At 70.0% G+C, this 25,070-nt stretch carries 19 protein-coding genes; 6 read left to right on the top strand and 13 right to left on the bottom strand.

What is annotated here, in order from left to right:
- Window positions 1-67: 67 nt before the first annotated feature.
- The 6 genes from ctaD to RT91_RS08545 form a co-directional block, all read right to left on the bottom strand.
- Window positions 68-1,666: a cytochrome c oxidase subunit I gene (gene ctaD / locus RT91_RS08520; protein WP_007421647.1), complete on the bottom strand. Its 1,599-nt coding sequence runs from the start codon at window positions 1,664-1,666 to the stop codon at window positions 68-70.
- A 33-nt stretch (window positions 1,667-1,699) separates the two neighbouring features.
- Complete coding sequence (gene coxB / locus RT91_RS08525; protein ID WP_007421648.1) at window positions 1,700-2,650, bottom strand: cytochrome c oxidase subunit II; 951 nt, start codon at window positions 2,648-2,650, stop codon at window positions 1,700-1,702.
- Window positions 2,651-2,812: 162 nt separating this feature from the next.
- The gene (locus RT91_RS08530; protein ID WP_007421649.1) at window positions 2,813-3,526 is read right to left on the bottom strand and encodes a class I SAM-dependent methyltransferase; all 714 of its coding nucleotides are present in this window, start codon (window positions 3,524-3,526) and stop codon (window positions 2,813-2,815) included.
- Window positions 3,527-3,711: 185 nt separating this feature from the next.
- On the bottom strand, window positions 3,712-4,239 hold the full coding sequence (locus tag RT91_RS08535) for a GcrA family cell cycle regulator (protein WP_012039853.1): 528 nt from the start codon (window positions 4,237-4,239) through the stop codon (window positions 3,712-3,714).
- Window positions 4,240-4,354: 115 nt separating this feature from the next.
- On the bottom strand, window positions 4,355-4,888 hold the full coding sequence (locus RT91_RS08540) for an SH3 domain-containing protein (RefSeq protein WP_012039854.1): 534 nt from the start codon (window positions 4,886-4,888) through the stop codon (window positions 4,355-4,357).
- A complete protein-coding gene (locus RT91_RS08545) occupies window positions 4,875-5,642 on the bottom strand; it encodes a molybdopterin-synthase adenylyltransferase MoeB (RefSeq protein WP_007423182.1) in 768 nt (255 codons plus the stop codon). The genes RT91_RS08540 and RT91_RS08545 overlap by 14 nt, the downstream gene beginning before the upstream one ends.
- Before the next feature lie 99 nt (window positions 5,643-5,741).
- Here RT91_RS08545 and queC point away from each other — a divergent pair, with 99 nt between their 5' ends.
- Together queC and RT91_RS08555 are read left to right on the top strand one after the other, a co-directional pair.
- Window positions 5,742-6,482 (top strand): 7-cyano-7-deazaguanine synthase QueC, encoded by a 741-nt coding sequence (gene queC, locus RT91_RS08550; RefSeq protein WP_035186750.1) that lies wholly within the window; start codon window positions 5,742-5,744, stop codon window positions 6,480-6,482.
- Between the two features lie 265 nt (window positions 6,483-6,747).
- Window positions 6,748-8,160, top strand: coding sequence for a nitronate monooxygenase family protein (locus RT91_RS08555; RefSeq protein WP_007423180.1), 1,413 nt, complete (start codon window positions 6,748-6,750; stop codon window positions 8,158-8,160).
- 48 nt (window positions 8,161-8,208) lie between these two features.
- Here RT91_RS08555 and RT91_RS08560 read toward each other — a convergent pair whose 3' ends face one another.
- The 6 genes from RT91_RS08560 to RT91_RS08585 form a co-directional block, all read right to left on the bottom strand.
- Window positions 8,209-10,563 (bottom strand): xanthine dehydrogenase family protein molybdopterin-binding subunit, encoded by a 2,355-nt coding sequence (locus RT91_RS08560; protein ID WP_035186753.1) that lies wholly within the window; start codon window positions 10,561-10,563, stop codon window positions 8,209-8,211.
- A complete protein-coding gene (locus tag RT91_RS08565; protein ID WP_007423178.1) occupies window positions 10,560-11,033 on the bottom strand; it encodes a (2Fe-2S)-binding protein in 474 nt (157 codons plus the stop codon). Before RT91_RS08565 ends, RT91_RS08560 begins: the two co-directional genes overlap by 4 nt.
- Window positions 11,030-11,872, bottom strand: coding sequence for a xanthine dehydrogenase family protein subunit M (locus RT91_RS08570; protein WP_035186756.1), 843 nt, complete (start codon window positions 11,870-11,872; stop codon window positions 11,030-11,032). Before RT91_RS08570 ends, RT91_RS08565 begins: the two co-directional genes overlap by 4 nt.
- A 67-nt stretch (window positions 11,873-11,939) precedes the next feature.
- The gene (locus RT91_RS08575; RefSeq protein ID WP_007423385.1) at window positions 11,940-13,241 is read right to left on the bottom strand and encodes an MFS transporter; all 1,302 of its coding nucleotides are present in this window, start codon (window positions 13,239-13,241) and stop codon (window positions 11,940-11,942) included.
- Window positions 13,242-13,628: 387 nt separating this feature from the next.
- Window positions 13,629-14,993 (bottom strand): ATP-binding protein, encoded by a 1,365-nt coding sequence (locus RT91_RS08580; RefSeq protein ID WP_013640583.1) that lies wholly within the window; start codon window positions 14,991-14,993, stop codon window positions 13,629-13,631.
- The gene (locus RT91_RS08585) at window positions 14,990-15,709 is read right to left on the bottom strand and encodes a response regulator (protein WP_007423383.1); all 720 of its coding nucleotides are present in this window, start codon (window positions 15,707-15,709) and stop codon (window positions 14,990-14,992) included. The genes RT91_RS08580 and RT91_RS08585 overlap by 4 nt, the downstream gene beginning before the upstream one ends.
- Window positions 15,710-16,011: 302 nt before the next feature.
- Here RT91_RS08585 and RT91_RS08590 point away from each other — a divergent pair, with 302 nt between their 5' ends.
- The 4 genes from RT91_RS08590 to RT91_RS08605 all read left to right on the top strand — a co-directional run bounded on the left by RT91_RS08590 (window position 16,012) and on the right by RT91_RS08605 (window position 22,245).
- Complete coding sequence (locus tag RT91_RS08590) at window positions 16,012-17,142, top strand: type III PLP-dependent enzyme (protein ID WP_035186760.1); 1,131 nt, start codon at window positions 16,012-16,014, stop codon at window positions 17,140-17,142.
- Window positions 17,143-17,205: 63 nt separating this feature from the next.
- The gene (locus RT91_RS08595; RefSeq protein WP_013640584.1) at window positions 17,206-17,928 is read left to right on the top strand and encodes a dienelactone hydrolase family protein; all 723 of its coding nucleotides are present in this window, start codon (window positions 17,206-17,208) and stop codon (window positions 17,926-17,928) included.
- Between the two features lie 2 nt (window positions 17,929-17,930).
- The gene (locus RT91_RS08600) at window positions 17,931-19,154 is read left to right on the top strand and encodes a hypothetical protein (protein WP_035186762.1); all 1,224 of its coding nucleotides are present in this window, start codon (window positions 17,931-17,933) and stop codon (window positions 19,152-19,154) included.
- 103 nt (window positions 19,155-19,257) lie between these two features.
- A complete protein-coding gene (locus RT91_RS08605; RefSeq protein WP_035186764.1) occupies window positions 19,258-22,245 on the top strand; it encodes a glycosyltransferase in 2,988 nt (995 codons plus the stop codon).
- A 154-nt stretch (window positions 22,246-22,399) separates the two neighbouring features.
- Here RT91_RS08605 and ppdK read toward each other — a convergent pair whose 3' ends face one another.
- A complete protein-coding gene (ppdK, locus tag RT91_RS08610) occupies window positions 22,400-25,069 on the bottom strand; it encodes a pyruvate, phosphate dikinase (RefSeq protein WP_035186766.1) in 2,670 nt (889 codons plus the stop codon).
- Window position 25,070: the final 1 nt, after the last annotated feature.

Consider the following 25,070-nt stretch of genomic DNA (forward strand, 5'->3'; position numbering starts at 1 on the left):
ACGAGGATGGTTCTCCCCGCCGGAGAGAACCATCACCCGCCCGCTTTCGTCAGTGGCAACCCGCGCGTCAGCGGATTACCGGAACATCCTCGAAGGTGTGGTGCGGCGCCGGCGAGGGAACCGTCCACTCGAGGGTCGTCGCGCCCTCACCCCAGTAGTTGGCGGCCAGCTGCTGCCGCCCGGTGAAGATCTTGAAGAGGATGTAGAAGAACACCAGCGTGCTGATGCCGGAGATCAGCGCCCCCACGGAGGAGACGTAGTTCCACCCCGCGAACGCCACCGGGTAGTCCGGGTAGCGGCGCGGCATGCCGGCGAGGCCGAGGAAGTGCTGCGGGAAGAAGGTCAGGTTCACCCCGATGAAGAACAGCCAGAAATGCAGCTTCGCCGCGCCCTCGGGATAGGGCTGGCCATACATCTTGCCGATCCAGTAGTAGAAGCCGGCAAAGATCGCGAACACCGAGCCCATCGACAGCACGTAATGGAAGTGGGCGATCACGAAATAGGTGTTGTGCAGCTCGGTATCGAGGCCGGCATTCGCCAGCACCACGCCCGTGGCGCCGCCGAGCACGAACATGAAGATGAACCCGATCGCCCACAGCATCGGCGTCTTCAGCTCGATCGACCCGCCCCACATCGTGGCGATCCACGAGAACACCTTCACGCCGGTCGGCACCGCGATCACCAGGGTCGCGGCCTCGAAATAGACCTTGCTGTCCACCGAGATGCCCGAGACGAACATGTGGTGCGCCCAGACCACGAAGCCGACGAACCCGATCGCCACCATCGCGTAGACCATGCCGAGATAGCCGAAGATCGGCTTCTTCGAGAAGGTCGAGACCACGTGGCTGATCACGCCGAAGGCCGGCAGGATCATGATGTACACTTCGGGATGGCCGAAGAACCAGAACAGGTGCTGGAACAGCACCGGATCGCCGCCGCCCGCCGGCTCGAAGAACGAGGTGCCGAAATTGCGGTCCATGATGAGCATGGTGATCGCGCCGGCCAGCACCGGAATGGCCAGCAGCAGCAGGAACGCCGTCACCAGGATCGACCACACGAACAGCGGCATCTTGTGCATCGTCATGCCGGGCGCGCGCATGTTCAGGATCGTCGCGATGAAGTTGATCGCGCCGAGCAGCGAGGAAATGCCGGCCAGATGCAGCGAGAACAGCGTGAAGTCGACGGCCACCCCGGGCTGGTAGGTGATGTCCGACAGCGGCGGATACAGCGTCCAGCCCACGCCGGAGCCGGCGCCGACCAGCAGGCCCAGGTTGACGAAGATGAACGCCATGAACAGGAACCAGAAGCTCATGTTGTTCAGGCGCGGGAACGCCATGTCCGGCGCGCCGATCATCATCGGCACCATCCAGTTGCCGAAACCGCCGATCAGCGCGGGCATGACGAAGAAGAAGATCATCAGCAGGCCGTGCGCGGTCACGATCGCGTTCCAGGTCTGGCCCGAGGTGATGATCGTGTTGTTCGGATGGGCCAGCTGCGCGCGCATGATCATCGAGAGCACGCCGCCCTCGATCGCGGCGATGATCGCCCAGGTGATGTAGAGCGTGCCGATATCCTTGTGGTTCGTGCTCATCACCCAGCGCCGGAAGAATCCAGGCTGGTGGTGGGCATGTTCGCCATGGGCATCGTGCAGTGCGGTCGCGGACATTGTCATATGCTCCTGATGATCGCCGACTACAGATTAACGCGTCGTTTCATCGGTGGTTGCGCTGGCCAGGGCGATGTGCCCCTGCGCGCGCGATGCGGCCTTCTTCGCCGCATCGGCCATGGCCAGCACCTCGTATTTGCGCACGGGCGGCACATTGCCCTGCGCGGCGTCGGCCTTCGCCTCGGCCAGCCACGCCTTGAACTGCTTCAGCGGAAGCGCGACGATCTCGATCGGCATGTTGTCGTGGTTCATGCCGCAGATCTGGTTGCACTCGCCGTAATAGATGCCCGGCGCGTCGATCTTGGTCCACTGGTGCCAGTACTGGCCGGGAATGGCGTAGCGCTGCACGCCGAGCGAGGGAATGAAGAACGAGTGCAGCACGTCGGCGCTGGTGATCTTGAAGACGATCTTCTCGTTCGCCGGCAGCACCAGCGGGTGATCCGCCGAAAGCCGCGCGATCTGCCCGGGTTTGATCTGGTTGTCGGGGATCGGGTACGAGGTGAAATCGACCCCCTTGGCGGCGGGATAGTCGTATTCCCAATACCACTGGTGCCCGGTGACCTTCACGGTCATGTAGCGGTGCGTGTAGTTCGACTGTTCGTAGATCAGGTTCAGCGACGGCACGAAGATCACGACCAGCAGCAACGCCGGCACCACCGTCCAGATCACCTCGATCAGCGTGTTGTGCGTCGTGGTCGTCGCCACCGGGTGCTTCGAGGCGCGGAAGCGGATGATCACGATGGCCAGCAGCAGGCCCACCAGCCCGACCACGCCCGCCATGATCCAGAGCACGAACTGCATGAGCCAGTCGATGCTCTTCTGGATCGGGCTGGCGGCGGGCTGGAACCACCATTCCCACGGCGTCGGCGCATGCACCGGAAACCCGACGGCATTCTTCGCGGCGGCAAGCGCCATCGGCGCGCCCGCGGCGAGAACCGCGAAGCCGACCAGGCCCAGGAACAGATATTTGTTGGATCGTTTCATCAGCTCCGCCAGTTCCGTGTACTCGGACCGCGTTCGGCGCGGCCGTCGAAGTCAGTTGAAATAAAAATACGTCACAGCGCAGCCGGGGCCGATTACGCCCCTTTCACGCGCATTCAACAAACTGGATATAACAGGCCCACCCCTCGATCAAGAGACCTGATGTCACAAAGCGGGCTGGTTCCCCTCGCCCCGCGGATTGGGGAACGAAATCAGCCTGAAAAGCCCGAAGGGTCGCATCCGCGCCACACTCAGCCGCCCCCGCTGGTCGGCGGGTATCAGCCGCTCGATCGCGAAATCGGGGTGCCAGCCCAGCGCCCGCGAGGCCGGCGCCAGCGCCCGCTCGATCCACACCATCGGGCCCGACTCGGCGGCGAAATGGTTGACGAACAGGATCAGCCCGCCCGGCCGGACCACACGGCGGAGTTCCGCCGCCAGGCGGCGCGGATTCGGCACCACGGAGGCGACGAACATCGCCACCGCGATGTCGAACCGCCCGTCCTCGAACCCGGTCGCCTCGGCGTCGAGTTCCAGCAGCTGTTCGACATTCCGCAGCCCTTCGCGCTTCACCCGCGCCCGCGCGCGGTCCAGCATGTCGGTCGAGAGGTCGATGCCGGTGATCCGCTTCTCCGGCCGGTAGTGCGGCAGCGCGAGGCCCGTGCCCACGCCCACCTCCAGCACCTCGGTGCCCGGCGCCCTGTTCACCGCGTCCACCGCGGCGCGGCGGGCCGGCGCCGAAACCGCGCCGAACACGCCGTCGTAGATCCCGGCCCAACGCCGATACGCAGCCCGCACCGCATCGGCGTCGAGCGCGGAAGCGCGCCTGGCCAGCCTCTCGGCCTCGCCGGTGTTGGGGGCGCTCTTGTAGGCTTCGCTCATTTTCGGACGCTGCTCCTGTCGACCCGTCACTTGCGACCGACGATCGGCAGCGCAGCACGCCCGCCAGGGGCGCAAGACAGCAGACCGAAGGCGCGTGCCTCATGCCCGCGGCGCGGGCAGGACAAACACTGCGTGAAGCGGGCCGGACATGCAAGCCCGGAATTCATCTCCGGCGGCAAAACACCTCAGGCGACGTCCTCGCGGCGGTCGCGCACCCGCACATAGGCGATCTCGGCATGCGGCTGGCAGTAGGGCTTGCCGTTCATCGCGGGATCGCCGCAGAACCGGAAGCTCGGCGTTCCGGGTTCGCCGATCGGCCAGCAGCAGGCCGGCACCCGGGCCACCGCCCGCGGCGGCGCCGCCGGACGCGATGCCACCAGGGTCGGGCGCGGCGGCGCCGTCCGCACCGCCGCAACCGTCGATGCGCCGCCCGCCGGCGCCGCCGTCACGTGCGGCATCACGGGAACCGGCTCCGCCGCGATCGCCAGCGAAGGCAGGGTCGGCCCGGTCACCCGCGCCGGCGCGGGGCGCGACGGCCGCGCGCCGCTGATGTCGCGCCGGATCGGCGAGGGACGGGCCGGCAGATCAAGCCGGTGCGCCTTGCCGACCACCGAATTCTTGGAAATGTTCAGCCGTCGCCCGATTTCGGCGGTCGAAAGCCCTTCGTCCCAGAGCTGGCGGAGGCGGGCAATGATCTCGTCGGTCCATTCCATGGCCTGTCCTGTCCCTCTCATGTGCTACAACATTCTGTAGCCGAGCGACCGGCCTCACTCAACATCTAGTTGAGTTCTGCCTTGCAGTTTTCTGTGGAAAACCCACGTCGATGGGCTATTTTATCGCCTCGCCGGCGAACGAGCCCCAGAACTGGTCGCGCCGGAGCCACCCCGCGCGGTGATCGACCTCCACCTGGCACCACGCCGCCCCCGCCTTGCAGCGCCGGATCACGCCGATCACGCCCTTGTCGAGATAGGCGACCGGCGCCGCATCCTTGTGCGGTCCCGCGCGCAGCGTGTGCCGGCCGCCGATGACGATGAAGCTGCGCAGGCCGTGCAGCAGCGCCTCGTGCACCCACCCGTCGCCGCCATCCGGCGCGACGACGTGGCGCCAGACATTGAATTCCCCGGTCACCTCCACCGGCAGGTCGAGCCGGTGATAGACCCAGATGATCGGATACTGGAAGCCCGGCCCCGCCCGCATGTAGATTTCCCTGGAGCGGAAACTCTCGAAGCGCGGCACCGGCCAGCCGGTGGCCGACCCCTTGCCCGGCCCCGGTCCCGGCCCGACCTTCGGCGCGTGCCAGGCGCCGAGCGCCAGCGCCACGACGACCAGCCCGAGCCGGGCGAGGCGGCTAGACGCCCGCACAGGCGGCACAGTCCGGCACGCGGGGGATCGTGATCGTGCGGAACCGCGCATCCAGCGCGTCCCACAGCAGCAGCCGCCCGGCCAGCGAGGTGCCGATGCCGAGAATCTCCTTCATCGCCTCGGTCGCCTGCAACGTGCCCATCACCCCCGTCACCGGGCCGAGCACCCCGGCCTCCGAACAGGTCGGCACCATGCCCGCCGGCGGCGCCTCGGGATAGAGGCACCGATAGCAGGGGCAATCCGGCCCCGCATGCGGCTTGAAGGTGGAAAGCTGCCCCTCGAAGCGCAGCACCGCCGCCGAAACCAGCGTCCGCCGCGCCGCGACACAGGCATCGGCGACGAGGAAGCGGGTCGCGAAATTGTCGGTCCCGTCGAGCACGATGTCGTGCGCGGCGACCAGTGCGCCGACATTCCCCGCGTCCAGCCGGGCGCGGACCGGGTTGACGCTCACCTCCGGGTTCAGCCCGCGCATCGCCGCCGCCGCGCTCTCCACCTTCGGCGCGCCGAGAAACGCCACCCCGTGCGCGATCTGCCGCTGCAGGTTGGAGAGTTCCAGCACGTCGTCATCGACGATGGAAATCCGCCCGACGCCGGCGGCCGCGAGATAAAGTGCCGCCGGCGAGCCGAGCCCGCCCGCGCCGACGATCAGCACCGAGGCCGCGCGCAGCCGCGCCTGCCCGGTGCCGCCCACCTCGCGCAGCAGGATGTGGCGCGAATACCGGGCGATTTCGGTTTCGGTGAAGTCGAGATCCATGCCGCATAGAATCGCATCCGCGCCGCCCCGCCGCAAGGGCGCGGATCTACGCCCCCGATCGCGCTTGATCGCGGCCGGCCCGCCCGGCATGTTCCGGCCATGACCACCTCCCCTCCCGCCGCATCCGGCGCGGCCCTCGTCCTCTTTTCCGGCGGCCAGGACAGCGGCACCTGCCTCGCCTGGGCGCTCGACCGCTACGACCGGGTCGAGACGATCGGCTTCTTCTACGGCCAGCGCCACGCGGTCGAGCTGGAGTGCCGCGCCCCGCTGCGCGCCGCCATCGCCGGCCTGCGCCCCTGGCGCGCCACACTCGGCGCCGACACGATGCTCGACATCAGCGCCGCGCTGGCCACCCTCGGCGCCACCGCGATGACCGCCGAGATCGAGATCGAGACCACCGAGGCCGGCCTGCCCAACACCTTCGTCCCCGGCCGCAACCTGCTCTTCCTCACCTATGCCGCCGCCCTCGCCTATCGCCGCGGCATCGGCGCGCTGGTCGGCGGCATGTGCGAGACCGACTATTCCGGCTACCCCGACTGCCGGAACACGACGATGCAGGCGATGCAGCTCGCCCTCTCGCTCGGCCTCGACCGCGCCGTCACGGTCGAGACGCCGCTGATGTATCGCGACAAGGCCGCCACCTGGGAGCTCGCCGCCGAACTCGGCGGCGCCGCGCTGGTCGAGGCGCTGCGGACCGGCAGCCACAGCTGCTATCGCGGCGAGCGCGCCACGCTGCACGACTGGGGCTATGGCTGCGGCACCTGCCCGGCCTGCGAGCTGCGCGCGGCGGGCTGGCAGCGCTGGCGCGCGGCGCGTGCGGATTTTGTGGACGGTGCATGACGGTTTCGTGTATCGGCGTCTCACGCGGCGGTTTCTCGTGCATCCGAATGATGATATGAATTCGTATCCGGACGGTGCAGGCGTTCGCGATGCGGCACCGCAAGCCGGCCCAGCAAGCCGGATCGGCGTTTCGGCGGCACCCCCCGCCCGACACCCGATCCTCGCCCACGGCCGGCCCGGCACGGGGCGGCGCGCGACGATGGACGGCGGGCGGCAGTGAAACTCAGGATGGCATCGCGCAGGCGATGAACAGGTTATCGAGACGATGAAGACGATCAACGCGATCAGGATGGGCGGCGTCGATGTTCTCCCGCTGGTCGAAGGCGGCAAGGGTGTGGCGGTCTCCAACGGACTTTCGGCCGGAAGCTGGGCCGCCTCGGGCGGCGTCGGCACGTTCAGCGCCGTCAATGCCGACAGCTACGACGACTCCGGCCGTCCGGTCCCGCAGGTCTATCACGGCACCACGCGGCGCGCCCGCCACGAGGAGCTCGTGGCCTTCGCGATCGAGGGCGGCATCGCCCAGGCCCGGCGCGCGCACGAGGAATCGGGCGGCCAGGGGCGCATCCACGCCAACATCCTCTGGGAGATGGGCGGCGCCGAGCGCGTCATCACCGGCATCCTCGAAGGCGCGAAAGGCCTCGTGAACGGCATCACCTGCGGCGCCGGCATGCCCTACCGGCTCTCGGAAATCGCCTCGAAATTCAACATCCACTACTATCCGATCGTCTCCTCCGCCCGCGCCTTCAACGCGCTCTGGCGCCGCGCCTACCACAAGGCGCAGGAACTGCTCGGCGGCGTCGTCTACGAAGACCCCTGGCTCGCCGGCGGCCATAACGGCCTGTCCAACTCCGAAGACCCGACCAGGCCCGAAAGCCCGCTGCCCCGCGTCATCGCGCTGCGCCGGCAGATGCGCGAGTTCGGCCTCGGCGAGACGCCGATCATCATGGCCGGCGGCGTCTGGTGGCTCGAGGAATGGGAGGACTGGATCGACAATCCGGATCTCGGCCCCGTCGCCTTCCAGTTCGGCACCCGCCCGCTGCTGACCAGGGAAAGCCCGATCAGCGACGTCTGGAAGCAGAAGCTCCTCACCCTCAAGCAGGGCGACGTCTTCCTCAACCGCTTCTCGCCCACCGGCTTCTATTCCAGCGCGGTGAACAACGGCTTCATCCAGGGCCTGCGCGCCCGCAACGAGCGGCAGGTCGCCTACACCACCGAGCCGGTCGGCGAGCATACCGAGGAATACGGCGTCGGCCCGCGCAAGCGCCCGGTCTGGCTCACCCCGGCCGACCTCAAGGACGTCCACGCCTGGGAGCGCGAGGGCTTCACCGAGGCGATGCGCACCCCGGATTCCACCCTCGTCTTCGAAACCCCCGAAACCGCCGAGGAAATCCGGCTCGACCAGGTGAACTGCATGGGCTGCCTCTCGCAGTGCCGCTTCTCCAACTGGTCGCAGGAAGAGCCCGATTTCTCCACCGGCAAGAAGGCCGACCCGCGCAGCTTCTGCATCCAGAAGACCCTGCAGGACATCGCCCACACCCATAACGACCCCGATTCGGTCGACCACAACCTGATGTTCAGCGGCCACAACGGCTACCGCTTCGCGACCGATCCGTTCTATTCCAACGGCTTCATCCCGACGGTGAAGCAGCTCATCGAACGGATCCTGACCGGCCGCTGACCGAGTCAGATCCTCACCGGCCGCTGACCGCGGCCGGCGCCCTCCGCGTCAGCCGATGCCGAGGGCTTCCAGCACGCGCGCGGGCGTGATCGGCAGCGCGGTGATCCGCGCGCCGCGCGGTGCGAGCGCGTCGTTCACCGCGTTCAGCACCGCCGCCGCCGCCGCCGCCGTGCCGGCCTCGCCCACGCCCTTGGCGCCGATATGGCTTTCCCGCGTCGGCGTGCAGACATGGCCGATCACGATGTCCGGCATCTCGGCCGCCATCGGCACCAGATAATCCGCCATCGTCGCGTTCAGCATCTGCCCCTCGGAATCGTAGCGGCATTCCTCGAACAGCGCCGCCCCCAGCCCCTGCACCACGCCGCCGCGAATCTGCTCGTCCACCAGCAACGGGTTGATGATCGTCCCGCAATCCTCGACCACGAAATGCTTCAGCAGCCGCACGAAGCCGGTCTCGGCGTCCACCTCGACCACCGCCGCCTGCACCCCGTTGGTGAAGGCGAAGGGATACTCCCGCGGCACGTAATGCCGGCTCGCGACCAGCGCCGGCTCCACCCCCTGCGGCAACGTGTCGGGCCGGAAATGGGCGATGCGCGCCAGCTCGGCGAGGCTCATCCGCTCGGCCCCGCCCGCCGCATCGACGATCGCGCCATCCCTGATATCGAGCGCCTCCGGGGCGGCCTGCAGGATGCTCGCGGCCAGCGCCAGCACGTTCTCCCGCAGCGCCGATGCCGCGCGAAACGCCGCCTCGCCGCCCACCCCCGCCCCGCGCGAGGCCCAGGTGCCGCCGCCATAGGGTGTGGCGTCGGTATCGCCGAGCTTCACCAGCACCCGCGCCGGGTCCACCCCCATCGCCGCGGCCGTCACCTGGGCGAGGATCGTCGTCGTCCCCTGCCCCTGCTCGGTGGCGCCGGCATGCAGCACCACGTCGCCGGCCGCATCGAGCCGCGCCGTCGCCCCGTCCTGCGCGGCGATCCGCGCCCCGCCGACGCCGTAGAACGCCGCCCCCGGATTGGTGATCTCGATGAAACTCGCGATCCCGATGCCCCGCCACACCCCGCGCGCCCGCTTCCCTTCCTGCTCCGCCCGCAGCGCGTCGTAGTCCATCAGCCGGACCAGCTCGTCGAGACAGGCATGGTGCGACAGCGCCTCGAACCTCATCCCCGCCGGCGAGGCGCGGGGATAGGCATCATCGGCGATCAGGTTGCGCCGCCGCATCTCGACCGGGTCGATCCCCCGCCGCCGCGCCGCCTCGTCCACCAGCGCCTCCGTCACCGCGGTCGCGATCGGATGCCCCACCGCGCGATATTGCGACATCATCGCCTTGGTCTGGAACACCACCCGCGCCCGCGCCGCGTAATGCGCGAAATCATACGGCCCGCCGACCAGATTGATCACCTGGTTCGCCTCCACCGCCGAGGTGCGCGGATAGGCCGAATACGGCCCCACCCCGGTCAGATCGTCCACCGCGAACCCCTCGATCCGCCCATCTTCCGCCACCCCGATCCGCGCCGACACCCGGTGCCCGCGCGCATGGATATCGCCGGTGAAACTCTCCAGCCGGTCGGCCACGAACCGCACCGGCCGGCGCAGGATGCGGCTCGCCGCCACCGCCGCCATCTCGTCGGGATAGACATGGATCTTGATCCCGAACGACCCGCCCACGTCCGGCCCGATCACCCGGATTTGCCGCTCGGCGAGGCCGAACAGTGTGGCCAGCACGGTCTGGAACATGTGCGGCACCTGGGTGCCGAGATGCACGGTCAGCCGCTGCTCGCCCTCGTTCCAGTCCGCCACCAGCGCGCGCGGCTCCAGCGTCACCCCGGTATGCCGGGCGAAATCGAACTCCAGCGCCACGCGCTCCGCCGCCGCGTCGATCGCCGCCGCCCCGCCGCCCGCCTCGATCGTCCGCGCGAACGCCAGATTATCCCCGAGTTCGGGATGGATCGCCGCCGCCCCCGGCGCGAGCGCCGCCAGCGGATCGACCACCGGCGCAAGCGGCTCATACTCCACGAGAATCCGCTCGGCGGCATCCTCCGCCTCGGCCCGGCTCGCCGCCACCACCATCGCCACCGGCTCGCCCTGGAACCGCACCCGGCCTCGCGCCAGCGGATATTGCGGCGCCGATTTCAACCCCTTGAGATGCGTCAGCACGCCGACCCACGGCGCGCACCGCCCCTCCAGCGCCGCCGCGTCGAACACGCCGACCACCCCCGGCATCTCCCGCGCCGGCGCCAGGTCGATCGCCCCGATCTCGGCATGCGCATAGGGCGATCGCAGGAACGCCGCATGCACCATGCGCGGCAGCGCGATATCGCTGGCGAACAGCCCGCGCCCCTGGGTCAGCCGCCGCGCATCCGGCCGCGCCATCGCCCGTCCGATCGGCCGGTCGGCGCCGTTCATGCCGCCCTCCGCGCCCGCGCCGTCGCCTCGACCGCGTCGACGATCGCCTCATATCCGGTGCAGCGGCAGTAATTGCCCGAAAGATGCGCGCGGATCGCCGCGCGGTCGGTCGGGTCGGGCGCATGGGCGAGGAAATCCGCCGCCGCCAGCATCATCCCCGGCGTGCAATAGCCGCATTGCAGCGCGTTGCGGCGCCAGAACGCCTCCTGCAAATCCGCCAGCTCGCCCGAATCCGACACCCCCTCGATGGTCTCGACCACGCACCCCGCCGCCTGCACCGCGAGGACGAGGCAGCCGCGCACGATCGCCCCGTCCAGCCGCACCGTGCAGGCGCCGCACACGCCATGCTCGCAGCCGAGATGCGTGCCGGTCAGGCCGAGCCGCTCGCGCAGGAAATCCGCCAGATGCAGCCGGGCCGGCACCTCGGCCTCGACGCGCTCGCCATTCACGATCAGGGAAATCGCCGTCATGGAGCCAGACATTCCTTCATCACCCGCCGCAGCAGCACCCGCGCCAGGTGCAGCCGCACCGGCGCCGAAATCTCCGGGTCCGCATGCGGCGGCAAATCCTCCGCAAGCGCCGCGCACGCCGCCTCGATCCCCGCCGCCCCGTCTGCAAGCGCCCCGTCCGCGAGTGCGCGCTCCGCCGCCGGCGCGCGCAGCGCCGCATGGCCGACCGCGAAGAACCCGAGCCGGACGATGCGCCCCTCCATCGCGGCGGCGAGCCCGACCAGCGCGTAATCCCCATGCCGCCGCGCCAGCTCGGCGAAGCCATGCCGCCGCCCCGGCACCAGCGGAATCTCCACCGCGGTCAGAATCTCCCCCGGTTCCAGCGCGGTTTCGAACAGGCCGGTGAAAAAATCCGCCGCCGCGATCCGCCGCGCGCCCGCCTGCCCCTCGGCGATGATCGTCGCATCGAGCGCCAGCATGCAGGCCGGCAGTTCCGCCGCCGGATCGGCGTTGGCGAGGCTGCCGCCGATCGTCCCCCGCGAGCGGATCGCCGGATGCGCGACATGGGCGAGCGCGGTCGCGATCAGCGGCGCATGGGCGGCGATCTCGGGTGCGTCGAGCAGCATCGCATGGGTGCAGCCGGCGCCGATCCGCAGCATCGTCGCGGTGACGTCGATGCGCCGCAGGTCCGCGATCGGGCCGATATCGACCAGCAGGCCCGGCGCCGACAGCCGGAAGTTCAGCGCCGGCAGCAGGCTCTGCCCGCCGGCGAGGAGCTTCGCCCCCTCATGGGCGGCGAGCAGCCCGACCGCCTCGGCGACCGACCCGGCACGGACGTAATCGAATGGAGCAGGTTTCATGACATTCCTCGCCCGAAACCTGTCCGATCGCGGCGGGCGCGTCAATCGCCCCGCCGCCGCACCGCGCTCACCTCAGGGGCTGGCGGCCGCGGTCCTTCAGCATCCACAGCGCGACCACCGACATCGCGCAGCCGACCAGCAGATAGGCGCCGGCGGCGAGCTTCACTCCGGTCAGCCCGATCAGCGCGGTGGCGATCAGCGGCGCCGTGCCGCCGCCGATCCCGAGCCCGACATTGAACGCCAGCGAATAGCCCGACAGCCGGTATTCAGAGCGGAACTGCTCGGAGAGCATCGCCGGGGCGACGCCCATGATCGAGCCGAGCATCAGGCCCGAGACCACCTGGGCGATGGCGAAGGGCGTCAACGCCCCCTGCGCCATCGCGAAGAAGGGCAGCGCCAGAACCAGCAGCGCGCCGAAATTGCCGATCAGCCAGGAGCGGCGCAGGATCCAGTGATCGGTCAGCCAGCCGGTCAGCGGGATCAGGACCAGCACGAAAAGCTGCGTGACGGTGACGATCTCCAGCGCCAGGCTGTCGGAAATCGCGCCGAACTTGGACCCGAAGGTCGGCAGGAACACGAGGGTGAGATAATCCGCGACGCCATAGCCCCAGGTGAACAGCATCGCCAGCAGCATGATCTTCGGGCTGCGGCGGAACGCCTGGCGGATCGGCAGTTCGTCATCCTCCGCCGCCTTGTCGGGCTCATATCCGGTATCGGTCAGCCGCGAACGCACCAGATAGGCCAGCACCGCGAGCACGCCGCCGGCGAGGAACGGCACGCGCCAGGCCCAGCCCTGCACCGCATGATGGCCCGCCATCAGCGTGGTCAGCGCGGCGAAGCCGGCGGCGAGCAGATAGCCGCCGGTCGAGCCGAAATTCGCGAAACTGCCGGCGAAGCCCCGCCGGTTCGCCGGCGCGGTTTCCACGAGATACGACACCGAACCGGTGAACTCCCCGCCCACCGACAGGCCCTGGAACAGCCGCACCGCCAGCAGCAGCACCGGCGCCCAGAAGCCGATCTGCTGATAGGTCGGCAACAGCCCGACCGCCGTGGTCGCCAGCCCCATCATCACCACCGAGGTCACCAGCACCGTCTGCCGCCCCACCCGGTCGCCCAGATGGCCGAAGATCACCCCGCCGATCGGCCGCATCATGAACCCGATGGCGAACCCGCCATAGGCGCCGAGCAGCGAGGCGATCTTGTCGGACGAGGGGAAGAACAGGCTGGCGATCATCGGCGCGAGATAGCCGTAGAGGCCGAAATCGTACCATTCCAGCACGTTCCCGATCGTGCCAGCGCTGAGATTGCCGAGCGAGAGGGTGCGGTGTTTCTTGAGCCGCGTGGGCGCGGCGGATGCGGGTTGCGACATGTCAGGCCTCGCTTTCGTTCTCCCCGAACGGCAACGACGCATCGCCGCCCACCGGCGGAGGGCGGCGCGGGACAAACCGGTCGGGTCTTGGGTTGCGGCCGGACGACGCCAGCGCGCCATCACGGCGCCGGTCGCCTCGTCGCGGCGCCCGGCCCGCCGCGCCCCCGCAACCGGGACACGCGGCGGCTCATGAATCAGGCGCCCGACGGGCACCATCTGAGATTGCAGTCTCGATCCAGATATGGAGGCGTCAGCTCACGGATCAAGAAAAAATCGCAGGATTCATGTCATTCCCGGCGAACCCGCGGAAACATCCCTGTATTTTACTCGATCCTCCTCAACCGGCGCACCGCCGCCAGATCCGGTCTCGCGGCGATGCGCCTGCGTTCATTCGGGCAGATACACGCTGGCGATCAGCCCCTTGCCGCCCGGCCGGTTCGCCAGCGTGATGTCGCCGCCATGCGCGCGGATCGCGTTGCGGGCGATGGCGAGGCCGAGCCCCGAGCCGCCGGTCTCGCGGTTGCGGCTGGTCTCCAGCCGGCGGAACGGCTCGAACACCCGCTCCAGCTCGCCCGGCGGCACGCCCGGCCCGTCATCCTCGATATCGACGCGCAGCGTATGCCGCTCCGCCTGGTGCAGCGAGACCCGCGCCGACTGGCCGTATTTCACCGCGTTGCCGATCAGGTTGGCGAAGGCGCGCTTGAGCGAGAGCGGCCGGCCGCGGATGGTGATGTGATCGGGCCCCTGATAGGCGAGCCTGGCCGAAGCGGCGGGGGCGATATCGGCCGTCTCGTCGATCACGGTGCGCAGCAGGATCGCGAGGTCGACCGGCACCGAGGCCTCGGTCTGCGCCACGTCGCGCCCGAAGGCGATGGTCGAGGTCAGCATCGCCTCCAGCTCGTCGAGATCGGCGAGGATCTTCTCGCGCTGCGCGTCGTCGTCGAGGAATTCGGCGCGCAGCCGGAGGCGGGTGATCGGCGTGCGCAGGTCGTGGCCGATGGCGGTGAGCAGGAAGGTCCGGTCCTCGACGAAGCGGCGGATGCGCGCGGCCATCGTGTTGAACGCGATGGCCGCGGTGGCGATCTCGGTCGCCCCGCCCTCCGGCAGCGACGGCGCATGGGCGATGTCGCGCCCGAGCTGCTCGGCGGCGGCGGCCAGCGTGCGGACCGGCGCGGTCAGCCTGACCACCCCCCAGAAGATCAGCAGCGCGCCGAGCGCGAACATCACCAGAAAGGCGCTCGCGAAGCCGGGCTGTTCCCAGGGCGGGCGCGGCCGGAACGGGCTCTGCACCGTCAGCCAGCCGCCATCCGGCAGCTCGAAGCTCAGGATCGTGGTCGAGGGCGCGGTCGTGCCCCGCATCACCACCTGCCTCGGCTGCAGGAAATCGGGCATCGGAAAGGCGAGCAGCGAACCCTGGATGATCTGCCGGGTCGGCAGCGGCAGGGTGAAGGTGCCCGAATAGGGCGGCACCGGATCGAGGCTGACCCGGTCGCCGGCGACGCCGTTCGCCTCCGCCACGATCTGCGTCCGCAGCGGCTTCGGCGCGCTCACCACCCGGCGATAGAGCGCGCCGTCGCGCGTCGCGATCGCGCGTTCGGCGACGATCCCGTTCACCTCGATCTGGTTGAGCACATGGACGCCGAGGCCGATGGCCTGGATCAGCGAAAACCCGAGCAGCAGAACGAGCCCGGTGCGCCAGGCGAGGCTGGAAGGCCAGAATTTCAGCCGTGCCCAGATCCGGCCGAGGGTCATGAACGCTCGACCGGCGCCGCCAGCACATAGCCGCCGCCGCGCACCGTCTTGATGATCTGCGCGTGCCGCCCGTCATCCTCGAGCTTGCGCCGCAGCCGCGAGATCGCGACGTCGATCGCCCGGTCGAACGGCCCCGCCTGCCGCCCGCGCAGCAGGTCGAGCAGCATGTCGCGGGTCAGCACCCGGTTCGGCCGGTCGAGCAGGGCGAGCAGCAGGTCGTATTCCCCGCCGGTCAGCGGCACCTCGACCCCGTGCGGGTCGAGCAGCCGGCGCCGCGACGTCTCCAGCACCCACCCGGCGAAGCGGTAGAGCCGCGCCGAGCTTTCGCGGCCCGGGGTCTCGTTCTCGCCGACGCGGCGCAGCACCGCGCGGATCCGCGCCACCAGCTCGCGCGGGTTGAACGGCTTCGTCACATAGTCGTCGGCGCCGAGTTCGAGGCCGATGATCCGGTCCGGCTCCTCGCCCAGCGCCGTGAGCATGATGATCGGCACCTGCGATTCCCCGCGCAGCCAGCGGGCGAAATCGATCCCCGATTCGCCGGGCAGCATGAGATCGAGCACGACGAGCTGGTAATGGCCGTTGAGGTAGGCCCGCCGCGCCTCGCGCGCATCCCGCACGGCGGTGACGCGGAAGCGCTGGCGTTCGAGAAAGCGGGCGAGCAGTTCACGGATTTCGCGGTCATCGTCGACCACGAGGATGTGCGGCATGATGTCCATGGCTGTTACAATAGCCGGGATCGTTTCACTTTGGGCGCACCGTTGCATTTCCTTACGCAAAATGATCATGCCCCGGCGTCCAAGATTTTACTTGCGCCCCCGGGGTGATGGCCCTATGTCGCGCTCCACGCAGCAACGCACGTGCCTCTGCCTCCCGTCGGGGGTTACGCAACGACGTCAAGCGTTCTGGCAACAACCCGGCATTCGTGCCGGTTTCGTCTGGTCGCTGGTTCGTTCGACCGTTTCGCAACCCGCCCTGCGCCGCGAGCGCCGGGCCCATGGATCTGGGAAGGGAGTGGGTCATGACCCCCAAGCTCGCCCGTTTTCTCGATTCCGGCATGGTCTCCACGCCGGCCATCCTCGTCGATCTCGATCGCGTGGCGGCGAATTTCGCCGCCCTGCGCGCCGCCCTGCCGGACGCCGCGATCTACTACGCGGTGAAGGCCAATCCGGCCGCCCCGGTGCTCGATCGCCTGGTCGGCCTCGGCTCGCGCTTCGATGCCGCCAGCATCGAGGAAATCCGCGCCTGCCTCGCCGCCGGCGCCGCCCCCGCCGCGATCAGCTTCGGCAACACGGTCAAGAAGCGCGCCGCCATCGCCGAGGCGCATGCGCGCGGCGTCGATCTCTTCGCCTTCGATTCCGACGAGGAGCTGGACAAGCTCGCCGAGGCCGCGCCCGGCGCGAAAGTCTATTGCCGCCTCGCCGTCAGCCAGGACGGGGCGGACTGGCCGCTCTCGCGCAAGTTCGGCACCAGCGGCACCCATGCGCGCGACCTGCTGGTCCGCGCCGCCGAACGCGGCCTGATCCCCTGGGGCGTCTCCTTCCATGTCGGCAGCCAGCAGACCGGCGTCGGCGCCTGGCGCACCGCGATCGGCCAGGCCGCCGCCGTGTTCACCGACCTGCGGGCGCGCGGGATCGACCTGCGGCTGCTCAATCTCGGCGGCGGCTTCCCCACCCGCTACCGCGACGACATCCCGCCGCTCGGCGATTTCGGCGCCGCGATCATGGATGCCGTGCGCCATGCCTTCGGCAACAACGTGCCGGACCTGCTGATCGAGCCCGGCCGCGCCATCGTCGGCGATGCCGGCGTTGCGGTGAGCGAGGTGGTGCTCGCCTGCACCCGGCACGAGGATGAGGGCCGCCGCTGGGTCTATCTCGATCTCGGCCGTTTCGGCGGCCTCGCCGAAACCGAGGGCGAGGCGATCCGCTACCGCATCACCGCCCCCGGCGTCGCCGGCGCCGACGCGCCCGCCGTGCTCGCCGGGCCGAGCTGCGATGGCGTGGATGTGATGTATCGCGAAACCCCCTGCCCGCTGCCCGCATCCCTCGCCGCCGGCGACCGCGTGCTGATCCACGATACCGGCGCCTACGTGACAAGTTACGCGAGCCAGGGGTTCAACGGTTTTCTCCCGCCGGAAGAGCACTATCTCTGACGCAGTCGCGCCGCCCGGCGTCCGGGCGGCGCGTTGTTGCAACCAGCGCTCAGGGAGAGCCTCATGACCGACAAGATCACGACGACCATCGGCAGCATCGACATCAAGGCCGCCGACGGTTCGGGCGCGTTCAAGGCCTACACCGTCACCCCCTCCGTCAAGCCGACCGGCGCGGTGGTGGTGATCCAGGAAATCTTCGGCGTGAACGACGCGCTGCGCGCGACCTGCCAGGAAATCGCCGAGATGGGCTTCATCGCCATCGCGCCGGACCTGTTCTGGCGGCAGGAGCCGGGCGTCGACCTCACCGACAAGTCCGAGGCCGAGTGGAAGCGCGCCTTCGAGCTGATGAACGGCTTCGACCAGGACAAGGGGATCGAGGATCTCAAGACCACCCTCGCCACCGCCCGCGCCCTGCCGGGCTGCAACGGCAAGGTCGGCACCGTCGGCTTCTGCCTCGGCGGCCGCCTCGCGGTGATGATGGCCACACGGTCGGACGCCGACGTGAACATCTCCTATTACGGCGTCATGCTCGACAAGCTGATCCCCGAATTCGGCAACATCGGCCGCAAGCTGGTGATGCACATGGCCGAGCTCGACGAGTTCGCGCCGAAAGAGGCGCGCGACGCGGTGATGGCGGCGACGAAGGGCAACGCCCTGGTCTCCTCGCATGTCTATCCCGCCGTCCACCACGCCTTCGCCCGCGTCAACGGCGTGCATTTCGACCGCCGCGCCGCCACCATCGCCAATGGCCGCACCGCCGAGGCGCTGGTCGAGGCGCTGTCCTGACCATGCGGGGCGCGGCGCGGCCGATCCGCCGCCGCGCCCTGCTCGCCGGGCTCGCCACGAGCCCGGCCCTCGCCCACACCACCGCCCGCGCCGCCGCGCCGCCATCCCCCACCACCGCCATCGCCGCCGCGATCGACTCGATTCCCGCCGGCCCCGCCCTGCTGGCGAGCTACCCCGACACCGCGGCCAACCGCCGCTTCCCCGCCTTCTTCCCCGCCAATGACGGCGTCGCCTATGTCTATGACAACGCCCTCGCCGGCCTCGCCCTCCTCGCCGCGGGCGATGCGCCGCGCGCCGCCCGCATCGCCGACGCCCTCGTCCTCGCCCAGACCCACGACCCCGACCACCGCGATTTCCGCCTCCGCAACGCCTACCGCGCCGGGACGATGCGCCTGCTCCACGGCGCCGTCCCCCTGCCCGGCTGGTGGGACGCGGCGGGCGGCCACTGGGCCGAGGACCCGTACCAGACCGGCAGCGAAACCGGCCCGATCGCCTGGGCCATCCTGCTCTGGACCGCACTCGCCCGCGCCGGGGTCAACGCGGCCCGCTACCGCGAGGCGGCAACACGCGCGGCGGACTGGATCGTCACCCAATGCCGCGCCCCGCGCGGCTTCACCGGCGGCGTGTTCGGCTTCCCGCCGCATCCGCAGCGCCTGCGCTGGACCAGCACGGAACAAAACACCGATCTCGCGGTGGCCTTCGCCCGGCTCGGCCGGCGGGCGGAGGCCGCCCACGCCGCGCGCTTCGTCCGCGCCATGCGCGATCCCGCCACCGGCCTGTTCGCCGCCGGCCTGCTGCCCGGCGGCGCCCCCAACCCGCTCATCGCCGCGGACGCCAATCTCTGGCCGGTCCTCGCCGGCCTGGCCCCGCCCGCCGGGTTCGCCGCCTGCCTCGGCGCGCTCGGCCAGCCGCGCGGCGCGCCGGCCGGAATCGGCTTCAGCGCCGCCAGCCAGGGACTCTGGACCGAGGGCACAGGCTTCGCGCTGCTCGCCCTGCGCCGCGCCGGCGGCCACCAGGCAACGGCGGTCCGCTTCGCCGCCACGCTGCGCGCCGCGCGCACCCGCTCCGGATTCCTCCGGGCGACGGGCGGCGCCGTGCTGTCCACCGGCCTCGCGGTCGGGCCCGGCCGCGGCGCCAAGCCGTTCCTGTATTATCCCGTCCCCGCCCTCGCCCCCACGGCCTGGGCCGCGCTCGCCGACTCCGGCCACGACCCGCTGACCCGCTAACCGTTTCTCAGCCGTTCTTGCGCTCGACCGGTTTTTGCAGTTCTGTCGCCGTGCATTCGCCGTCCATTTTCGATCCGTCATTTCAGCCGCGAGACCATTTCAGGTGCCCCAGCCCGCCCATCTCCTATTGCGCCTCCCCGCCGAGCAACGACCCGCCTGGGCGCTCTTCGATCCGGTCTGGTACGCCCTCCGCCATCCGGACATCGCCGCCGGGCGCGACGAGGCCGCCCTGCTCGAATACTACCTCGCCGTCGGCGGCCGGCTGGGGCACAGCCCGAGCCCGCTCTTCGACGAAGGCTTCTACCGCGCCAGCAACCCCGACATCGCGGCGCTGGTCGCCGAGGGCGGCTACGCCTCGGGCTTCGATCATTTCTGCCAGTACGGCCATCGCGGCCTCTCGCCGCACTGGCTGTTCGACGACACGCTCTACGGCGACCTGCACGCCGACATGTCGCTCGAGAATCTCGACCGCCACCGCTGCTTCGGCCGCTACGACCACTGGCTGAAATCCGGCCAGCGCGAGCAGCGGATCTGCCATTTCCTGTTCGACAGCGCGTTCTACCGCCGCGAGGTCGAGACCGCGGGAGAGGGCGCGGCGCGGCTCGAGTCCATGGGCCCCTTCGTCCACTATCTCTACGCGCTCTGGGACGACACGCCCGAACGCGCCACCTCGCCCTATTTCGACCCCGCCTGGTACGCCGCGATGCACGAATCCGCGCGCGACGACATCGCCGAGGGCCGCGCCCGCAACGCGCTGCACCACTACGTCACGCGCGGCGAGGCCGCCGGCTTCGACCCGGTGCCGGAATTCTCCGAGCGCTACCATCTCGACACCTATGACGACATCGCCGCCGCCGTCGAGGCCGGAGTGTTCCGCAGCGGCTACCATCACTTCGTCCGCTACGGCACGCTCGAACTACGCCGCCCCCGCGCCGACATCGACCTGATCTACTACCGCGACACCAACCCCCGCGTCCGCAACGATCTCGCCGCCGGCGCGGTGCGCGACGCCTTCGCCCATCTGCGCATGATCGGCCTGCGCGAGGGGCTCGAACACTGCCCGCCCGAGCGCGTGCCGGACCTGCCCGAACGCGCCGCCCGCCAGCTCTTCGAACTGCGCGCGCGCAACCAGTCCGCCCTGTTCGCCCGCCAGCGGATCGACTTCGCCCCGTCCGCCCCGCCCACGCTCTCGGTCATCATGGTGCTGCACGAGAAATTCGAGCTGACCATGCAGGCGCTCGCCTCCCTGCGCGCCAACTTCCCCGGCGATCTCGACCTCATCCTGATCGACAACGGCTCGACCGACGCCACCGCCCGGATCGAGACCTATGTCCGCGGCGCGACCATCCTCCGCGAGCCCGGCAATCCCGGCTTCCTGCTCGCCTGCAACCGTGGCCTGCGCGAGGTCCGCGCCCCGGCGGTGCTTTACCTCAACAACGATGTCGAGCTCGGCTTCGGCGCCATCGCCGCCGCCCTGCGCCGCCTCGCCTCGGCACCCGATATCGGCGCCGTCGGCGGCAAGGTCATCCGCACCCATGGCCGCCTGCAGGAAGCCGGCTCGATCGTCTGGGCCGACGGCTCGACCCAGGGCTACCTGCGCGACGCCTCGCCGCTGGCCCCCGAGGCCAATTTCGTGCGCGACGTCGATTTCTGCTCCGGCGTCTTCCTGCTCTGCCGCACCGATCTCGTGCGCCGCCTCGGCGGCTTCGACGAAGCCTTCCGTCCCGCCTATTACGAGGAGGTCGATCTCTGCGTGCGGATGATCGAGGCCGGCTTCCGCGTCGTCTACGACCCGGACGTCACCATCCACCACCTCGAATACGGCAGTTCGAGCAACGCCGAGGCGGCGATGCAGCAGATGCGCCGCAACCGCCGCGTCTTCGTCCGCAAGCACAAGGCGTTCCTGCACTTCCAGCAGGCGCCGGCGCCGGGCGGCGAAATCCGCGCCCGCGCGCGCAACGGCGCCGGACGGCGGCTGCTGTTCCTCGAGGATACCGTGCCGCTCCGCCGCCTCGGCTCCGGCTTCGTCCGCGCCAACGACGCGGTGCACGCCATCGCCGATGCCGGCTGGCAGGTCTCGGTCCTGCCGGTGAACGGCGCGCGGCACGACCTGATGAGCCAGTTCGGCGACCTGCCCGAAACCGCCGAGGTGCTGCACGACCGCTCGATCATGACCCTGCCGGCCCTTCTCGCCGAGCGCCCCGGCTTCTACGACGCGGTCTGGATCTCCCGCACCCACAACCTGATGCGCACCGCCCCGATCTTCGAGGCGGCGGGGATCGATCCGGCCACAACGCCCTTCGTGGTCGATACCGAGGCCGTCGCCGCCACCCGCGAGGCCGAGGCCGCCGCCCTGCGCGGCGAGGCCGCGTTCGACCTCGCCGCCGCCGTCGCCGCCGAAATGCGCCCGGCCATGGTCTGCCGGCATGTCACCGCGGTGAACGAGGCGGAAGCCGCCCTGCTCCGCGCCGCCGGCCTGCCGGGCGTCGCCGTGCTCGGCACCATCCGCGCGCCCGATCCCACGCCGCGCCCCTTCGCCGCGCGCGCCGGCCTGCTCTTCGTCGCCAGCATCCACCGCGAGGACAGCCCGAATCTCGACAGCCTGCGCTGGTATCGCGACGAAATCCTGCCCGCCCTGCGGCGGATCATGGGCGAGCCGCCGACCCTCAGCTTCGTCGGCTACACCGCGCCGGATCTCGACCTCGCCGAATTCCGCGGCATCCCGGGCATCGAGCTGCGCGGCACGGTGGCCGAGCTGCGCCCCGCCTATGACGAGCACCGCCTGTTCATCGCCCCCACCCGCTTCGCCGCCGGCACGCCCTACAAGGTCTACGAAACCGCCTCGTTCGGCCTGCCCTGCGTGGCAACGCCACTGCTCTGCCGCCAGCTCGGCTGGACCCAAGGCAAGGACATCGCCACCCCGGCCACCGCCGACGCCGCCGCCTTCGCCGCCGAGATCGCCTCGCTCTACCGCGACGAAACCCGCTGGACCGCGCTGCGCGATTCCGCCCTGCGCCGCCTCGCCGCGGAAAACGGCCGGGCCCCCTTCGAGGCCACGGTCCGCCGGATCCTCGACGCCATCAGCGCCTGACCGTTTTTGCGCCCGCCCGCGCGCCAGACCAGACACCCGCTCCAGCGCGCCTCAGACCGTATTTCTGCTCCGCCATCCGGTCGGCGGAGCAAAAATCCGGCTCACGCCGTCCGGTCGCCGGAGCAAGAATCCGGCGGGCTTCAGACCGGCCGGCTCACGCCGTCCGGTCGCCGCCCGCGCCGATCGCCGCCTGCGCCGCCGCCAGCCGCGCCACCGGCACCCGATACGGGCTGCACGACACGTAATCGAGCCCGATCTCCTCGCAGAACGCGATCGAGGCCGGATCGCCGCCATGCTCGCCGCAGATCCCGAGCTTGAGCCCGCCCTTGGTGCCCCGCCCGCGCTCGGCGGCGATGCGGATCATCCCGCCGACGCCCTCGATGTCGAGCGAGACGAACGGGTCCTTCGGCAGGATTCCGCTCTCGACATATTTCGGCAGGAACTTGCCGGCATCGTCGCGCGACAGGCCGAACACCGTCTGCGTCAGGTCGTTGGTGCCGAAGGAGAAGAAATCGGCCGACAGCGCGATCGTGTCCGCCGTCAGCGCCGCGCGCGGCAGCTCGATCATCGTGCCGATGCTGTAGTCGAGCACCCGCCCCGCCTCGTCGAACACCGCGCTGGCCACGCGCTCCACCTGCCCGCGGGTGATGTCGAGCTCGCGCTTCATCCCCACCAGCGGAATCATGATCTCCGGCACCGGCGCCTTGCCGGTCTCGGCCGCCACCGCCAGCGCCGCCTCGAAAATCGCCCGCGCCTGCATCTCGTAGATTTCCGGGAAGGAAATGCCGAGGCGGCAGCCGCGATGCCCGAGCATCGGGTTCGCCTCGGAAAGCTCGGCCGCGCGCTGGCGCATCGCGTCCACACTCATGCCGAGCGCCTGCGCAACCTCCTCCAGCTCCGCCTCGCCATGCGGCAGGAATTCGTGCAGCGGCGGGTCGAGCAGGCGGATCGTCACCGGCAGCCCCGCCATGATGCGGAACAGCGCCACGAAATCCTGCCGCTGATACGGCAGCAGCTTCGCCAGCGCCGCCCGCCGTCCGGCCTCGTCATGCGCCATGATCATCTGCCGCACCGCGCCGATCCGCTCCGGGTCGAAGAACATGTGCTCGGTGCGCGACAGGCCGATCCCCTCGGCGCCGAACTTGCGCGCCGTCTCGGCGTCCAGCGGCGTCTCCGCGTTCGCCCGCACCCGCAGCCGGCGCACCGCGTCGGCCCAGCCCATCAGCTTGGCGAAATCGCCCGACAGCTGCGGCTCGATCATCGGCACGAAGCCGGTGAAGATCTCGCCCGTCGCCCCGTCCAGCGTGATCGTGTCGCCCGCGCGCACGACCACCCCGCCGGCGGCGAGCGTCTTCGCACCGTAATCGACGTGAATGCCGCCGGCACCCGCAACACAGGGCCGCCCCATCCCGCGCGCGACCACCGCCGCGTGGCTGGTCATCCCGCCCCGCGTGGTCAGGATGCCGCGCGCCGCGTGCATCCCGTGAATATCCTCGGGGCTGGTCTCGATCCGCACCAGGATCACCGCCTCGCCCTTCTGCGCCCGCATCTCCGCCTCGTCGGCCGAGAACACCACGATGCCCGACGCCGCCCCCGGCGAGGCCGGCAGCCCGCGCGCCAGCAGCGTCTTCTTCGCCTTCGGATCGAGCGTCGGGTGCAGCAGCTGGTCGAGCGATTGCGGGTTCACCCGCGTCACCGCCTCGCGCTGGTCGATCAGCCCCGATTCCGCCATCTCCACCGCGATCCGCACGCTGGCCGGCGCCGTGCGCTTGCCGTTGCGCGTCTGCAACATGTACAGCTTCTGCCGCTGGATGGTGAATTCGATGTCCTGCATGTCGCGGTAATGCCGCTCCAGCGTCTCGCGCACCCGCACCAGCTCGGCATAGGCCTGCGGCATCGCCTCCTCCAGGCTGATCTCGCCCGGCTTCGCATAGGATTTCGACAGCGGCCGCGGCGTGCGGATGCCCGCCACCACGTCCTCGCCCTGCGCGTTCGGCAGATATTCGCCGTAGAACTCGTTCACCCCGGTCGATGGGTCGCGGGTGAAGCACACCCCGGTCGCGCAATCCTCGCCCATGTTGCCGAACACCATCGCCTGCACGTTCACCGCCGTGCCCCAGTCGGCCGGGATCTCGTGCAGCCGCCGATAGGTGATCGCCCGCTGGTTCATCCACGAGCCGAACACCGCCCCCACCGCGCCCCAGAGCTGGTCGTGCGGGTCCTGCGGGAACGGATGGCCGGTCTCGGCCTGCACCACGTCCTTGTAGGCCTCGACCACGCGGTGCCAGTCCTGCGCCGAAAGCTGGGTATCCTCGGTCGCCCCCTCATCGAGCTTCACGTTCTCGATGATCTCCTCGAACCGGTGATGCGCCACACCCAGCACCACCGAGCCGTACATCTGGATGAACCGCCGGTACGAATCCCAGGCGAAGCGCGCATCCCCCGCCCCCTCGGCCAGCCCCTGCACCGTCACGTCGTTGAGCCCGAGATTGAGCACGGTATCCATCATCCCCGGCATCGACACCCGCGCGCCCGAGCGCACCGACACCAGCAGCGGGTTGTGCTTGTCGCCGAAGCGCCGCCCCACCTCCGCCTCGATCTTCGCCAGCGCCGCGTCCACCTGCTCGCGCAACCCGTCCGGATAGGCGCGGTCATTGTCGTAGAACGCGGTGCACACCTCGGTGGTGATGGTGAAACCCGGCGGCACCGGCAGGCCGATGCTCGCCATCTCGGCCAGGTTCGCCCCCTTGCCGCCAAGCAGGTTGCGCATTGCCGCCGAACCGTCGCTGGCGCCGGGACCGAAGCTGTAGACGTATTTGCTCATC

This window comes from Acidiphilium sp. JA12-A1, assembly GCF_000724705.2.
Classification (GTDB): Bacteria; Pseudomonadota; Alphaproteobacteria; order Acetobacterales; family Acetobacteraceae; genus Acidiphilium; species Acidiphilium multivorum.